The 14,745-nt window shown below is 68.7% G+C and carries 10 protein-coding genes; 6 read left to right on the top strand and 4 right to left on the bottom strand.

Features of this window, described 5'->3' with window-relative positions:
* The first annotated feature begins 77 nt into the window (after positions 1-77).
* Genes ACN6O8_RS22540 through ACN6O8_RS22530 form a run of 3 tightly spaced genes read left to right on the top strand, consistent with a single transcriptional unit; the run spans position 78 to position 3,651 of the window.
* Positions 78-1,118 carry a branched-chain amino acid ABC transporter permease gene (locus tag ACN6O8_RS22540; RefSeq protein ID WP_427993209.1) on the top strand — a complete coding sequence of 347 codons (1,041 nt, stop codon included), beginning with the start codon at positions 78-80 and terminating at the stop codon, positions 1,116-1,118.
* Positions 1,115-2,908, top strand: a complete 1,794-nt coding sequence (locus tag ACN6O8_RS22535) for an ABC transporter permease subunit (RefSeq protein ID WP_427993208.1) — start codon at positions 1,115-1,117, stop codon at positions 2,906-2,908. The genes ACN6O8_RS22540 and ACN6O8_RS22535 overlap by 4 nt, the downstream gene beginning before the upstream one ends.
* On the top strand, positions 2,908-3,651 hold the full coding sequence (locus tag ACN6O8_RS22530) for an ABC transporter ATP-binding protein (RefSeq protein WP_427993232.1): 744 nt from the start codon (positions 2,908-2,910) through the stop codon (positions 3,649-3,651). Before ACN6O8_RS22535 ends, ACN6O8_RS22530 begins: the two co-directional genes overlap by 1 nt.
* Positions 3,652-3,669: 18 nt before the next feature.
* Here the strand turns inward: ACN6O8_RS22530 and ACN6O8_RS22525 are convergent, their stop codons facing one another.
* A complete protein-coding gene (locus tag ACN6O8_RS22525; RefSeq protein ID WP_427993207.1) occupies positions 3,670-4,605 on the bottom strand; it encodes a glycosyltransferase family 2 protein in 936 nt (311 codons plus the stop codon).
* A 225-nt stretch (positions 4,606-4,830) separates the two neighbouring features.
* Between ACN6O8_RS22525 and ACN6O8_RS22520 the strand changes: the two genes are divergently transcribed.
* Positions 4,831-5,790 carry a LysR substrate-binding domain-containing protein gene (locus tag ACN6O8_RS22520; protein ID WP_427993206.1) on the top strand — a complete coding sequence of 320 codons (960 nt, stop codon included), beginning with the start codon at positions 4,831-4,833 and terminating at the stop codon, positions 5,788-5,790.
* A gap of 276 nt (positions 5,791-6,066) precedes the next feature.
* Complete coding sequence (locus ACN6O8_RS22515; protein WP_006226408.1) at positions 6,067-6,195, top strand: hypothetical protein; 129 nt, start codon at positions 6,067-6,069, stop codon at positions 6,193-6,195.
* A gap of 182 nt (positions 6,196-6,377) precedes the next feature.
* On the opposite strand, the gene ACN6O8_RS22510 is transcribed toward ACN6O8_RS22515, so the two are convergent.
* From ACN6O8_RS22510 to ACN6O8_RS22500, 3 genes are read right to left on the bottom strand one after another with little or no spacing between them, the layout of a single operon-like run.
* The gene (locus tag ACN6O8_RS22510; protein WP_427993205.1) at positions 6,378-7,301 is read right to left on the bottom strand and encodes a sugar kinase; all 924 of its coding nucleotides are present in this window, start codon (positions 7,299-7,301) and stop codon (positions 6,378-6,380) included.
* Positions 7,294-7,938, bottom strand: a complete 645-nt coding sequence (locus ACN6O8_RS22505) for a bifunctional 4-hydroxy-2-oxoglutarate aldolase/2-dehydro-3-deoxy-phosphogluconate aldolase (protein WP_427993204.1) — start codon at positions 7,936-7,938, stop codon at positions 7,294-7,296. The genes ACN6O8_RS22510 and ACN6O8_RS22505 overlap by 8 nt, the downstream gene beginning before the upstream one ends.
* A gap of 24 nt (positions 7,939-7,962) precedes the next feature.
* Positions 7,963-8,754, bottom strand: a complete 792-nt coding sequence (locus tag ACN6O8_RS22500; protein WP_427993231.1) for an IclR family transcriptional regulator — start codon at positions 8,752-8,754, stop codon at positions 7,963-7,965.
* Between the two features lie 231 nt (positions 8,755-8,985).
* On the opposite strand from ACN6O8_RS22500, the gene uvrA reads away from it, so the two are divergent.
* Positions 8,986-14,745: an excinuclease ABC subunit UvrA gene (uvrA, locus tag ACN6O8_RS22495; protein WP_427993203.1), complete on the top strand. Its 5,760-nt coding sequence runs from the start codon at positions 8,986-8,988 to the stop codon at positions 14,743-14,745.

The raw sequence follows: 14,745 nt of genomic DNA, 5'->3' as shown, positions 1-14,745 counted from the left end.
CCCCCGGGGGCAAGCGCGCAGCGCTTCGGGGGGGATAAAACCGCTGCAGTGTTTTTCCGTTTTATCCGGAAGTACCGATGAATGCTCAGATCGCCTTGATACTCGGGCAGGACGGCATCACCAACGGCGCCATCTACGCGCTGCTGGCCTTGTCCATCCTGCTGGTCTTTACCGTTACCCGCGTGCTGTTCATCCCCCAGGGCGAGTTCGTCGCCTTCGGCGCGCTCACCATGGCCGCGCTGCAGGCCGGCAAGCCGGTGCTGCTGGTGTGGCTGCTGCTGGCCTTCGCGCTGGCCGAGGCCGTGGCCGACCTGATGGCGCGCGCCAAGCGGCCGGGACGCCGCGCGCCGTTGTGGCGCATCGGCGCCAAGGTGGCGTATCCGCTGCTGCTGGCCGCGCTGTTCTACCGCCTGCCGCTGGCGCAGTTGCCGATGGCCGCGCAGGCGCTGCTGACGCTGCTGCTGGTGGTGCCGATGGGGCCGCAGCTTTACCGCCTGTTCTACCAGCCGATCGCCTCGGCCTCGACGCTGGTGCTGCTGATCGTGTCGATCGCGGTGCACCTGGCGCTGGTGGGCCTGGGCCTCTTGGCCTTCGGCGCCGAGGGCGCGCGCACCGCGCCGTTCAGCGACGCCAGCCTGACGCTGGGCCCGGTCAACGTCAACAGCCAGGCGCTGTGGGTGGTGGCGGTGTCGGCGCTGCTGATCGTGGTGCTGTACCAGTTCTTCGAGCGCTCGATGTACGGCAAGGCGCTGCGCGCCGCCGCCTTCAACCGGCTGGGCGCGCGCCTGATGGGCATTTCGCCGGTATTCGCCGGCAAGGCCACGTTCTTCCTGGCGGCTTTGATCGGCACCGTCTCGGGCATCCTGATCGCGCCCATCACCACCATGTATTTCGATTCCGGCTTCATGGTCAGCCTGAAGGGCTTCGTCGGCGCCATCATCGGCGGCCTGGTGAGCTACCCGCTGGCCGCCGCCGGCGCCGTGCTGGTCGGCCTGATCGAGGCCTTCTCCTCGTTCTGGGCCAGCGCCTACAAGGAGATCATCGTCTTCACGCTGATCATCCCCGTGCTGCTCTGGCGTTCCCTGAAAAGCCGCCACGTCGAGGAAGAAGAAGAATGACCCCGCGCCACCTCGTCCTTGTGTTCCTGGCGCTGCTGGCGGTCGCGCCGCTGGCGCTGCCGCCGTTCTACGTCACGCTGTTGAACTACATCGGCCTGTACGCCATGGTGGCGCTGGGGCTGGTGCTGCTGACCGGCGTCGGCGGGCTGACCAGCTTCGGCCAGGCCGCCTTCGTCGGCATCGGCGCCTACACCACCGCGCTGCTCACCACCCGCGCCGACGCCCTGCCCGCCTGGCTGGCGTGGCTGGGCGCCTCGCCCTGGCTGACGCTGTTGGCCGGCCTGTTGCTGACGCTGGTGGTGGCCTACCTGCTGGGCGCCATCACGCTCAAGCTGTCCGGCCACTTCCTGCCGCTGGGCACCATCGCCTGGGGCCTGTCGCTGTACTTCGCCTTCGGCTCGGTCGAGGGCCTGGGCGGCCACACCGGCATTCCCGACGTGCCCGCCATCAACCTGTTCGGCTGGGCGCTGACGCAGGGCGATGACATCTACTACCTGATCTGGGCCTTCCTGCTGGTGGCCATGTGGTCGACCAGCAACCTGCTCGACTCGCGCGAGGGCCGCGCCATCCGCGCCCTCAAGGGGGGCCGCGTCATGGCCGAGTCCATGGGCGTGGACACGGCCCGCTCGCGCATGGTGATCTTCATCATCGCGGCGCTGCAGGCCTGCGCCTCGGGCTGGCTGTACGCGCACATGCAGCGCTTCGTCAATCCGAACCCGTTCGGCCTGCAGATGGGCATCGAGTACCTGTTCATGACCGTCATCGGCGGCGCCGGCCAGGTCTGGGGTGCGCTGGTCGGCGCGGGCGCGTTCACCGTGCTCAAGCAATGGCTGCAGGACTGGCTGCCCAAGCTGCTGGGCCAGACCGGCAACTTCGAGGTGATCGTGTTCGGCTTCGGCATGGTGCTGCTGCTGCACCGCTTCCGCGGCGGCCTGTGGCCGGTACTGGCGCGCTGCGTGCCGGTGCGCAAGCGCCAGCGCCAGATCGATGCCCAGGCCGAACCGCTGCCGCGCAAGCCGATGCCGCCGCACGGCGAGGTGGTGCTCAAGGCGGTGGACGTGACCCGCAAGTTCGGCGGCCTGGTCGCCAACAACGCCATGAACCTGGAGATACGCGCCGGAGAGATCCTGGCGCTGATCGGCCCCAACGGCGCCGGCAAGAGCACCATGTTCAACCAGATTTCGGGCGTGGACACCCCCACTTCCGGCCAGGTCACGCTGCTGGGCCAGCAAGTGGCCGGCGCCGGCGCGCGCCGCATCGCCCGCCTGGGTCTGTCGCGTACCTTCCAGCACGTGCGCCTGCTGGGCCGCATGAGCGTGCTGGAGAACGTCGCCATCGGCGCCCACCTGCGCGGCCATCGCGGCGTGCTGCCGGCCGCCTGGCGGCTGGACCGCGCCGAGGAAACCCGCCTGCTGGCCGAGGCCGCGCGCCAGGTCAAGCGCGTCGGCCTGGGCAAGCACCTGCACGACGAGGCCGGCTCGCTGGCGCTGGGCCAGCAACGCATCCTGGAGATCGCGCGGGCGCTGGCGTCCGATCCCTGCATCCTGCTGCTGGACGAACCGGCCGCCGGCCTGCGCTACCAGGAAAAATGCGAACTGGCCGAATTGCTGAAGAAGCTGCGCGCCGAAGGCATGGCGATCCTGCTGGTCGAGCACGACATGGATTTCGTGATGGGCCTGGTGGATCGGGTGGTGGTGATGGACTTCGGCGAGAAGATCGCCGAGGGCCTGCCGGCCGAGATCCAGCACAACCCCGCGGTGCTGGAAGCCTATCTGGGCGGAGTGGAATGATGAGCGCGAAACTGCTGGAAGTACGCGACCTACGCGTGGCCTACGACAAGGTCGAGGCGGTCTCGGGCGTCAGCCTGTCGGTGGACGAAGGCAAGATCGTCACCGTGATCGGCCCCAACGGCGCCGGCAAGACCACGCTGCTGTCGGCCATCATGGGCGTGCTGCCCTCGCGCGGCGAGATCGTGTTCGGCGGCAAGCGCCAGGAACACGCCGAGATCGAGGAAATGGTGGGCGCCGGCATGAACCTGGTGCCGGAAAAGCGCGAACTGTTCGCCGAGATGTCGGTGGAAGACAACCTGATGCTGGGCGCCTTCGACCGCTTCCGCCGCGGCCTGCGCGACCAGGATCGGACGCTGGCCGAGGTCTACGATCTGTTCCCGCGCCTGCGCGAACGCCGGGCGCAACTGGCGGGCACGCTGTCCGGCGGCGAGCGCCAGATGCTGGCCGTGGGCCGCGCCCTGATGGCCAAGCCGCGCCTGTTGATGCTGGACGAACCCAGCCTCGGCCTGGCGCCGCGCATCGTGCGCGAGGTGTTCCGCATCGTCGAGCAACTGCGCGGCATGGGCGTGTCGATTTTGCTGATCGAGCAGAATGCGCGCGCGGCGCTGCAAGTGGCGGACTACGCCTATGTGCTGGAAACCGGCACGGTCACGCTGGAAGGCCCGGCCGCCGCAGTGGCGGAGGATCCCCGCGTGGTGGAGGTGTACCTGGGGTTGGGGCATGCGGCGCCGGCATCGCCGTAGCCGCGCGGCCACCGACGCTCAGACCACGCCGCGCCGCCGGTCGCGGCGGTACAGCGCGTAGCCCAGCGGCCACATCGCGCCCACCATCACCCGTGCCCACGGATTGGTCAGGCGGTAGGCCTGCACCGCCGTGGGCACGCCGGAATGCTTCAGGTGCAGCCGGAAGCGCGTGTAGCGCGCCGCGGCCATGATGAATTCGCGCGGCCGAAAACGGAAGAATTCCAGATGGTGTTGCAACATGTCCCAGGCCAGCAAGTACAGGCCCTGGGCGTTGTTGCTCACCGACACCGCCCCCTGGCTCAACCCGCCCGGGGTGTCGTGATAGGTGCGCACGACCTGGTTGATGAAGCGGCTGAGATAACCGGCCCGGGCGATCGCCCACCACACCAGGCTTTCGGGCACGAACCCGGCCACGTCCTCGGGGAAGGGAAACCGGCGCAGGATGTCGGTGCGCATGCAGCCGAACTTCTCGCCCTTGATGCGGTAGCGGAAGTACACGTCGACCGCGGTGCTGTCGAACACGTCCTGCGGATAGCGGTCGCCCACGATGCTGCCGTCGGGCCGCGCGCACAGGCCGGTCACGGCCACGTACGAATCGCGCCGCGCGGGCGGAATCGCCTCCCAGGCGGCCTTGAAGATCGCCAGCGCGTCCGGTGGCATTTCGTCGTCGCTGTCCAGCGCCACGATGAGCTCGCCGCGCGCCTCGCGCACGCCGCGGTTGAAGGCGGTCTTCTTGTGCTGGTTGTTCTGCCAGACGTAGCGGATGGGAAAGTCGGCGCGCTGCTGCCAGTCGAGCACGGCCTCGTGCGTGTTGTCGGTGGAGCCGTCATCGACGATCACCCACTCGAAATCCCGGAATGTCTGGCGGGATAGCGATTCATACACCCGATGCAACGTGCCCGCCCGGTTGTAGGTGGGCGTCAGGACGGTGAAGAACGTCGGCGTATCGGTCATGCGAACTGTGCCCCTTTGCGATTTCCGGACAACCGCTGCGGTCTTGGTCTGTGTGGTTTTCGCCTGAAGTGTAGGGGATATGCCTGTGCCAACGGATGCCATGGCATGCAAATTTGCAATCAAATCTGACAATCCGCGGATTTCCAGACCTGTCCTAGCCCTGTCCCGGCCGTTGGGCCCCCAGCCGGAGTGGCGTAAACTCGGGCGGCCCACCACGGAATGCCTATGGAAGCTTCGACCGTCCAGCTCAATGACATCGCCTTGTTCGTCGAGGTGGCCAAGCGCAAGAGTTTCAGCCTGGCCGCCCGCGCCCTGAACATGCCCACTTCGACGCTGTCACGCCGCATCAACGAGCTGGAACGCGCGATCGGCCTGCGCCTGATCAACCGCAACACCCGCCGCCTGGACCTGACCGAGGCCGGCGCGGCCTACATGAGCCGCTGCCAGGGCCTGATCGACGAGGCCCGCCTGGCGCACGAGCAGTTGCAGGCGCTGTCGGGCGGGCCGTCGGGCAATCTGCGGGTGTCGATGCCCTACAGCCTGGCGATCTGGCTGTTGCCGGAGACGATCAATGACTTCACCGAACGCTATCCAGAGGTGGAGTGCGAGTTCGACCTGAGCATGATGACGGCGTCGGACGCCCAGGGCACGCCGTTCGACATCGTGCTGCGCTTCGGCCGCAATAGCGACTATCCGGGAGTCACTGCCGACAATGGCAATGGCGGCGTGCCGGTGCCGCGCAGCGACGGCGCGGTGGTGCAGGAGCTGGTGTCGCTGGACAACTATCTATATGCGTCGGACCGCTATCTGGAGCGCTTCGGCGAGCCCAAAACGCCGCGCGACCTGACGCGGCATCAGTGTCTGCGCACGACCATCGACGATGCCCATTCCCACTGGACGCTGCACAACGGCCGGGTCAGCGAGCAGGTGCCGGTGAGCGGACATCTGGCGGCCAACAACATGAGCATCGCGGGGACGCTGGCGGGTCTGGATCTGGCAATCACGCGGATGCCGCATTGCCAGGCGCTGGATCCGATCATCAAGCGCAATTCACTGCGGCGGGTGTTGCCGGGGTGGTCGGTGGATCCTATTTCGATCTACGTGGTGTATCCGTCGACGATCCAGCCGGCCAAGACGCGGGCGTTCATGGATTTCATTCGGCCTAAGTTGGGGCCGGCTGAGTAGGTCATTTGCGTGGGCGCCCGCCATCGGATCCGCCCGGCCGAGGGGCGACCTGCGAAGCACTATTGCGTCCCCGTTTCGCTCCCGAGGCCCTATCCGACAGAAAAGCCCCAAAATTGGCAGGCACCCCACTTTCAGGCTAGAATACCGAGTTACCCAATTTCCCCGCCAGCCCGGTATCCGGTTGTGCGGCCGGGTCGAAGGCCGAAGTCCTGCAAAACGCAAGACCCAGCTTCGCCCCGCTAATTCGATTTCCGCAAATTCAACAGGAGAATCAACATGGCTGAACGCAAACGCGTACGTCGCAACACCCTGGAACGCCGTTGCCTGGGCAAGGCCTTCAAGCGCTTGTTCGTCAAGTCGCCCAAGGGCGTGTTCAAGATGCTGGAAAAGATCAAGCGCGTCTAAATGACTCGCCGGCCGCGCCAGGCTGCTGGCGTGCGGCCTGATCGAAAAAAATCCCCGCTGGTGCGAACCAGCGGGGATTTTTGTTTGGGCCGGCAGGCGGGCCCGTGCCTGGCGGCCCGGCGCGCGGCAGGCGGAGCCGTTGCTTGCCGAGTGGCTGCCCCGCCCCACCCTTGACTGGCGTGTCAGCCGCCCAGCCTGGCCAGCACCTGGGCGGCGCGCGGCAGCGGGTCGACCGCGCCGTAGCCCAGCGTCGACAGCGCCGCCGCCACGTTGGCGTAGCGCACCGCGGCGGGCCAATCGTCGCCCTGGCAACGGCGCGCCAGCAGGCTGCCGGCGAAGCAGTCGCCGGCGCCGGTGGCGTCCACCGCATCCACGCGCAGCGCGGCAACGGGGGTGCGGGTCTTGCCGTCGTCGATGATGGAGCCATCCTTGCCCAATTTCAGCACCACCACACCGCTGGCGCCGGCGTCGCGGACCCAGTCGAGCGTGCGTTCGGGGTCGTCGTTGCCGGTCAGGTGCTGCATGTCGTCCATGCTGGGCAGGAACAGGTCGGCGTGGCGCAGCGCCTCGCGCAACACGGCGCGGGCCCGGTCCAGCGGCCACAGGCGCAGCCGCAGGTTCGAATCCAGGCTGACCTGCACGCCGGCCGCGCGCGCGCGGGCGATGGCAGCGAACACCGTGTCGCAGGCGCTGGTGCTGATTGCCAGGCTGATGCCGGAGACATGCAGGAACCGTGCGCGTTCGACCAGGCCGCCATCCAGCGTGGCCGGCGTCATCAGGCTGGCGGCGGAACCGCGGCGCAGGTAGCTGAAGGCATGACCGTCGGGGCCGTGCTGCACGAAATACAGACCGGTATGGGCGTTGGCATCGACCTCGACGCCCGCGGTGTCCACGCCCTCCTCGCGCCACAGCGCCAGGAACTGCGCGCCGAAGGCGTCGTCGCCGACGCGCGTCAGGTAGGCGCAACGCGCGCCCTGGCGGGCCGCGGCGATGACCGCGTTGGAGGTGTCGCCACCGAAGCCTTGCAGGAATTGGCGCGGGTCCCGGCGGGTCTGGTTCAGCTCGACCAGCGGCTCGCCCAGCGCGACGATGTCGAAATCAGCCATGGGCGGCCTCGCGGGTGCGGGAGATCTGCGCCACCAGCGCCGCGGTATCGCGCGCGGCGAAGGCGGCCTTGTCGTAGAGGTTGCTGCCGATGCCGACCAGGCCGGCGCCGGCGGCGAAATAAGCAGCCATGTTCTCGGCGGTGACGCCGCCCGTGGGGCAGAACACCGTGTCCGGGTAAACCGATTTCAGCGCCGCCAGGTGCTTGGGGCCGCCCGTGTCGGCCGGGAACACCTTGACCACGTCGACGCCGGCGCGGCGCGCGGCCAGCACTTCGGTGGGCGTGAAGGCGCCCAGCAGGCACAGGGCATCGGCGGCGTGCGCCAGGTCGACAATCTCGGTGGCCAGGGCCGGCGACACCAGGAAATCGGCGCCGGCCACCAGGGCCTCGCGCGCCTGGGCTTCATCCAGCACCGTGCCCACGCCCAGCAGCAGCGCGGATCCGTGCTTGTCGCGCAGCGCGCGCACCAGATCGGTCACGCCCGGGATGGTCCAGGTCAGTTCCAGCGTGGTGCAGCCGGCGGCCACGGCCACCTCGGCGGCGTAGGCCGCGGTGGCGGCATCCTGGTAGCGCAGCACGGGCACGACCCGGGCGGCGAGCAAGGCGGCGAGTTTCGAGGCACGGGGGGCAGCAGTCATGGCATTCCTTTCGGGAGGGATCGTTCAGGCGCCGCCCGAGGGCAGCATGGCGAGTTTGGCGGCGGCCGCATCGCGCAGCCGCAGCAGGGGTTCGATATAGGCGGACTGCGGATCGTCGCGGCGCCGGAACAGCAGGGTGCTGATGCTGACGCAGGCCACCGGTTGGCCGGCGGCGTCGCGCAGCGCCACGCCATAGCAGACGATGCCGGGCTCGTTTTCCTCGTTGTCCAGGGCGTAGCCGCGCGCCGCCGTCTCGGCCAGCGCCGCCCGCAGCGCGGGCAGGTCCGCCACGGTGCCGGGCATGCGCGATTCCAGCGGCAGGCCGCGCAGCAGGGACTCGCGCGCGGTGTCGCCGAGCGCCGCCAGATAGGCCTTGCCCACCGCGCTGGAATGCAGGGCCACGGTCGCGCCGACGCGCGAGGCCATGCGCACCGGGCCGGGGCTTTCGAGCTTGTCGATATAGATCATTTCGGCCCCCGCGGGCACCGCCAGGTGCACGGTTTCGCCGGTTTCGTCGCGCAGCGCCCGCAGGTCGGCCGCCAGCGCGGCGCGCAGGTCGAACTGCGACCAGGCGCGGCTGGCCAGCGCCAGCAGACGCGGCCCGAGACGGTAGGCACCGTCGCTCTCGACCACCATGCCCTGCTCGGCCAGCGCCGCGACGATGCGGTAGACCGTGGGCCGCGGGTAGCCGCAGCCGCGCGCCAGGGCCGCCGCCGTGGGCGGACTGGGCGCGTCCGCCACCGCCTGCAGCACCGTCATGAACTTGGCGAACGCCGCGGCGCCCGCCACCTTGGATTCCGTCACCACCACCCCCATCTCGGGAAGATGCCCCGCGTTGACCCTGCGTATGCGGCATGCCGCAGGCAAGCCGCGCTAAATTCAGACGAATCTGCGATACTGTTTATTTGTACAGCAGCGTAGCGCATGATTGCCCACATTGTGGACACATGCCTCACGATATAGGCAATTATTCCACATCGCCGCGCCCGGAACCAGCCACAGGCCGTCGTCCGGGCCCGCGCCCTCCCTCAGGCTACGATACCGTCCATGAGCTCCCAAATCCGCATCGTTGGCGCCCGCCAGAACAATCTCAAGAACCTGGACCTGACCATCGCCACCGGCGAACTGGTGGTCGTGACCGGCGTGTCGGGGTCCGGCAAAAGTTCGCTGGCCTTCGACACCCTCTACGCCGAGGGCCAGCGCCGCTACGTGGAAACCTTCTCGCCCTATGCGCGCCAGTTCCTGGACCGCATGGACAAGCCGCAGGTGGACCGTATCGAGGGCATCCTGCCGGCCATCGCCATCGACCAGACCAACCCGGTGCGCAGCTCGCGCAGCACGGTCGGCACGATGACCGAGCTCAATGACCACATCAAGCTGTTGTTCGCGCGTGGCGCGCGGCTGCATTGCCGCGGTTGCGGCAAGGTGGTGCAGCGTGATACGCCCGAATCCATCTACCGCTCGCTGGCCGAGCGCGCGGCCGCCGCGAACGATCCGCGCCTGGTGGTGACTTTCCCCATCGCCGTGCCCGCCAACTTCACCGAAGACGAAGTGCGCGGCTTCCTCGAACAGCAGGGCTACACCCGCGTGCACGCCGAGGAAACCGCCGTGCCGCGCGCCGCCGCGCCGGCCAAGGGCGCCAAAAAGGAAAAGGGCAAGGCCAAGGCCAACACCGAGGCGCGCCGCATCCTGCACGTGATCCAGGACCGCTTCCGCTTCGCCGGCACCGAGCGCGAGCGCGTGATGGAGGCGCTGGACACCGCGCTGCGCATGGGCGCCGGCCACCTGGCCGTGTACGTCATGGAGGCCGAGGGCGCCGACGCGCAAATCTGGAAGTACAGCGACCGCCTGCACTGCGCCGACTGCAATATCGAGTACACCGATCCGTTGCCCAGCAGCTTCTCGTTCAACTCGCCGTTGGGCGCCTGCGAAGCCTGCCGCGGCTTCGGCCGCGTGATCGGCATCGACTTCGGCCTGGTCATCCCCGACGAGAACAAGACGCTGCTGGAAGGCGCCATCAAGCCCTGGACCACGCCCTCGTACAAGGAGTGCCAGGACGAGCTGCAGAAGTACGCGCCGCGCGCCGGCATCCCGTTGGGCGTGCCATGGAAGAGCCTGAGCGAGGAGCACAAGCGCTGGGTGCTGTACGGCACGCCCGACTGGAAGGGCGGCAACGACGCCTGGAAGCACCAGTGGTACGGCGTGCAGCGCTTCTTCGACTGGCTCGAGACCAAGTCGTACAAGATGCACGTGCGCGTGCTGCTGTCCAAATACCGCAGCTACACGCCCTGCCCCACCTGCAACGGCGCGCGCCTCAAGCCCGACGCGCTGCTGTGGCGCCTGGGCACCAAGGCCGAGGCCGACACCGTGCTGCCGCCGGAAGATGGGCGCTACAAGCGCTTCATGCCGGTCGGCGCCAACTGGAGCCGCGCGCAGCTCGACACGCTGAACGGCCTGTCGATCCACGACGTGATGCTGCTGCCGATCGAGCGCGTGCGCGCGTTCTTCGACAAGCTGTCGTTCGAAGGCGCGCTCGACGCCGCCACCGACCTGCTCATGACCGAGGTGCGCGCGCGCCTGAAATTCCTGTGCGACGTCGGCCTGGGCTACCTGACGCTGGACCGCCAGAGCCGCACGCTGTCCGGCGGCGAAGTGCAGCGCATCAACCTGACCACCGCGCTCGGCACCTCGCTGGTGAACACGCTGTTCGTGCTGGACGAGCCCTCCATCGGCCTGCACCCGCGCGACATGCACCGCGTGGTCGAGGTCATGCACCGGCTGCGCAACGCCGGCAACACGCTGGTGGTGGTGGAGCATGACCCGCAGGTCATGGTGGCCGCCGACCGCATCATCGACATCGGCCCCGGCCCCGGCGAACGTGGCGGCCAGATCGTGTTCGACGGCACGCCGGCGCAGCTGCGCGCGGCCCGCACGCTGACCGGCGACTATCTTGGCGGACGCCAGCGCGTCGAAGCGCCGCGCCCCATGCCGGTGGCGGCCAGCACCCCGCGCCTGCTGCTCGAAGGCGTCAGCGCGCACAACCTGAAGAACGTCTCGGTCGAGCTGCCGCTGGGCCGGCTGGTGTGCGTCACGGGCGTGTCCGGCTCGGGCAAGTCGACGCTGGTGCAGGACGTGCTCTACCCGGCTCTGCTCAAGCAAAAAGGCAAGCCGTCGGAAGCGCCGGGCGCGTTCGAGCGCCTGCTGGGCGCCGAGCAGATCGCCGACGTCGTCATGGTCGACCAGACCCCGATCGGCAAGACCGCGCGCTCCAACCCGGCCAGCTATGTCGGCGCGTTCGACGCGATCCGCAAACTGTTCGCGCAGGCGCCGCTGGCGCGTGAACGCGCCTACACCGCCGGCACCTTCAGCTTCAACGGCGGCGATGGCCGCTGCCCGACCTGCGGCGGCACCGGCTTCGAACACGTCGAGATGCAGTTCCTGTCCGACGTCTACCTGCGCTGCCCCGATTGCGACGGCAAGCGCTTCCGCCCCGAAGTGCTGGAAGTGCGCGTCGAACACCTGGGCAAGAGCGCCTCGATCGACGAGGTGCTGGAAATGACCGTGAGCGAGGCGCTGGAATTCTTCAAGGGCCTGCGCGACGTGCAGACCGGGCTGGCGCCGCTGGCCGACGTCGGCCTGGAATACGTGCGGCTGGGCCAGCCGGTGCCGACGCTGTCGGGCGGCGAGGCGCAGCGCCTGAAGCTGGCCGGCCACCTGGCCGAAGCGGCGCGCAGCGGCATCTCCACCGCCAAGGTCGCCAAGAAGGGCAGCCTGTTCCTGTTCGACGAGCCCACCACCGGCCTGCACTTCGACGACGTGGCGCGCCTGATGCGCGCCTTCCGCAAGCTGCTGGCCGCGGGCCACACGCTGCTGGTGATCGAGCACAACCTGGACGTGATCCGCGCCGCCGACTGGCTGATCGACCTGGGCCCCGAAGGCGGCGACGCCGGCGGCCTGGTGATCGGCGTCGGCACCCCACGGGACCTGATGGCCAACCCCGCCTCGCACACCGGCGCGGCGCTGCGCGACTATGAAGTCAGCATCCTGCCGGCCGACGTGGTGGTCAGCAGCGACATCGACGCGCAGGAGGCCGAGCAGGCCGGCCTGACGGCCCGCATCGCCGAACCAGCGGCGGCCTACGCCGCGGGCGAAGGCACGCCGCTGCAAGCCGTCATGCGCAAGCGCCGCCAGGACAACATGGCGATCGAGATCCGCAATGCGCGCGAGCACAACCTGAAGAACGTCAGCGTCGAGATCCCGCGCGACAAGTTCACGGTGATCACCGGCGTGTCCGGCTCGGGCAAATCGACCCTGGCCTTCGACATCCTGTTCAACGAAGGCCAGCGCCGTTACCTCGAATCCCTGAACGCCTACGCCCGCGCCATCGTGCAGCCGGCCGGCAAGCCCGACGTGGACGCTATCTTCGGCATCCCGCCGACCGTGGCCATCGAGCAGCGCACCAGCCGCGGCGGCCGCAAGTCGACCGTGGCCACCATGACCGAGATCCACCACTTCCTGCGGCTGCTGTACGTGAAGCTGGGCACGCAATACTGCCCCGACTGCAACGTCGCGGTGGAGCCGCAGAACACCGACCAGATCGTGGCGCGCCTGCTGCGCGAACGCAAGGGCGAGCACATCGGCCTGCTGGCGCCGCTGGTCACCGCGCGCAAGGGCTACTACACCGACCTGGCCAAGTGGGCCGGCGCCAAGGGCCACACGCACCTGCGGGTCGACGGCGAATTCATCCCGGTGGCGCCGTGGCCGCGCCTGGACCGCTACAAGGAACACACCATCGAACTGCCGGTGGCCGACGTGGTGGTCGACCCGGCCAACGAGGCCGGCCTGCGCGCCGCCGTCAAGAGCGCGCTGGAAAACGGCCAGGGCGTGATGTCGGTGGTGTGGCCGGTGGACAAGCTGCATGAGGCGCTGAATAGCGAACTGCAGCAGCAGCACTTCTCGGTCAAGCGCGCCTGCCCGTCGTGCGGCACCAGCTTCCCCGAGCCCGATCCGCGCCTGTTCTCGTACAACTCCAAGCACGGCTGGTGCACCGGCTGCTTCGGCACCGGCCTGCAATTGCAGGGCTTCGACGAAGAGCAGACCGGCGAGGAAACCGCCTGGAACGCCTGGTACGAAGGCGAGGCCAAGGTCTGCACGCAGTGCGACGGCCAGCGCCTGAACCGGGTCGCGCGCGCGGTGCGCTGGCGCGACAAGTCGATCGCCGAACTGGCCGCGCTGCCGGTGTCGGACGCGCATACCTTCTTCACCGGCCTGGTGGCGCGCGGCCGCGAAGGCGAGATCGCCCGCGACATCCTCACCGAAATCCGCGGCCGCCTGAACTTCATGCAGGAAGTCGGCCTGAACTACCTGGCGCTGGACCGCGCCGCCCCCACGCTGTCGGGCGGCGAGGCGCAGCGCATCCGCCTGGCGGCGCAGCTGGGCTCGAACCTGCAGGGCGTCTGCTACGTGCTGGACGAGCCCACCATCGGCCTGCACCCGCGCGACAACCGCATCCTGCTGGACGCGCTGGCGCGGCTGGAAGGCAACGGCAACACGCTGGTGGTGGTCGAGCATGACGACGACACCATCCGCCGCGCCTCGCACATCATCGATATCGGCCCCGGCGCCGGCATCCGCGGCGGCCGCGTGGTGGCGCAGGGCAGCGCGCAGGACCTGATCGACGCGCCCGAATCCGTCACCGGCCGCTACCTGGCCAAGCCGCTGCAACACCCGCTGCAGGGCCGCCGCCCGGTCGAGGCCGACACGCCAATGATCGAGATCAAGGGCGCGCGCCTGCACAACCTGCGCAGCGTCGACGCCAAGATCCCGGTGGGCCGCCTGAGCGTGGTCACCGGCGTGTCCGGCTCCGGCAAATCGACGCTGGCGCGCGAAGTGCTGCTGGACAACCTGATGCAGGCCGTCTCGCAGGGCAAGGCGCCCGGCTGGGCCGGTTGCGAAAGCATCCAGGGCTGGGAAGCGATCGACCGCGTGCTGGAGGTGGACCAGACCCCGATCGGCAAGACGCCGCGCTCGTGCCCGGCCACCTACGTCGGCTTCTGGGACGACGTGCGCAAGCAGTTCGCCGACACGCGCGAAGCGCGCATGCGCGGCTGGACCTCGGCGCGCTTCTCCTTCAACACCGGCGACGGCCGCTGCCCGATCTGCGAAGGCCAGGGCATGCGCACCATCGAAATGAACTTCCTGCCCGACGTGAAGGTGCCGTGCGATGCCTGCAACGGCGCGCGCTTCAACAGCGATACGCTGAGCGTGCAGATGCGCGGCAAGAACGCCGGCGAACTGCTGGCCATGGAAGTCGATGACGCCATCGAATACTTCGCCGCCCATCCCAAGATCCACCGCCCGCTGCAACTGATGCAGGACGTCGGCCTGGGCTACCTGACGCTGGGCCAGCCGTCGCCGACGCTGTCGGGCGGCGAGGCGCAGCGCATCAAGCTGGTCACCGAGCTGTCCAAGGCGCGCCTGACCGACGGCCTGATCAAGACCGGCCGCGCCTCGCGCATCCCGCACACGCTGTACGTGCTGGACGAACCGACCGTGGGCCTGTCGATGGCCGACGTGGAAAAGCTGATCCACGTGCTGCACCGCCTGGTGGAAGCCGGCAATACGGTGGTGGTGATCGAGCATAATCTCGACGTCATCGCCGAAGCCGACTGGCTGCTGGACCTGGGCCCCGAAGGCGGCACTGGCGGCGGCAAGCTGGTGGCGCAGGGCTCGCCGGAACACGTCATGACGTTACGTGACCACTCCCATACCGGCCGCGTCCTGACGGAATTCCTGGCGCAACCGTAA

The organism is Achromobacter sp., from assembly GCF_050285565.1.
Taxonomy (GTDB): domain Bacteria; phylum Pseudomonadota; class Gammaproteobacteria; order Burkholderiales; family Burkholderiaceae_B; genus Achromobacter.
This window is presented reverse-complemented; position numbering and strand designations above follow the sequence as displayed.

Excerpts from the sequence above, each read along its gene's own strand:
- ACN6O8_RS22540 (WP_427993209.1), top strand. The coding sequence starts at position 78 with ATGAATGCTCAGATCGCCTTGATACTCGGGCAGGACGGCATCACCAAC.
- ACN6O8_RS22535 (WP_427993208.1), top strand. The coding sequence starts at position 1,115 with ATGACCCCGCGCCACCTCGTCCTTGTGTTCCTGGCGCTGCTGGCGGTC.
- ACN6O8_RS22530 (WP_427993232.1), top strand. The coding sequence starts at position 2,908 with ATGAGCGCGAAACTGCTGGAAGTACGCGACCTACGCGTGGCCTACGAC.
- ACN6O8_RS22525 (WP_427993207.1), bottom strand. The coding sequence starts at position 4,605 with ATGACCGATACGCCGACGTTCTTCACCGTCCTGACGCCCACCTACAAC.
- ACN6O8_RS22520 (WP_427993206.1), top strand. The coding sequence starts at position 4,831 with ATGGAAGCTTCGACCGTCCAGCTCAATGACATCGCCTTGTTCGTCGAG.
- ACN6O8_RS22515 (WP_006226408.1), top strand. The coding sequence starts at position 6,067 with ATGGCTGAACGCAAACGCGTACGTCGCAACACCCTGGAACGCCGTTGC.
- ACN6O8_RS22510 (WP_427993205.1), bottom strand. The coding sequence starts at position 7,301 with ATGGCTGATTTCGACATCGTCGCGCTGGGCGAGCCGCTGGTCGAGCTG.
- ACN6O8_RS22505 (WP_427993204.1), bottom strand. The coding sequence starts at position 7,938 with ATGACTGCTGCCCCCCGTGCCTCGAAACTCGCCGCCTTGCTCGCCGCC.
- ACN6O8_RS22500 (WP_427993231.1), bottom strand. The coding sequence starts at position 8,754 with ATGGGGGTGGTGGTGACGGAATCCAAGGTGGCGGGCGCCGCGGCGTTC.
- uvrA (WP_427993203.1), top strand. The coding sequence starts at position 8,986 with ATGAGCTCCCAAATCCGCATCGTTGGCGCCCGCCAGAACAATCTCAAG.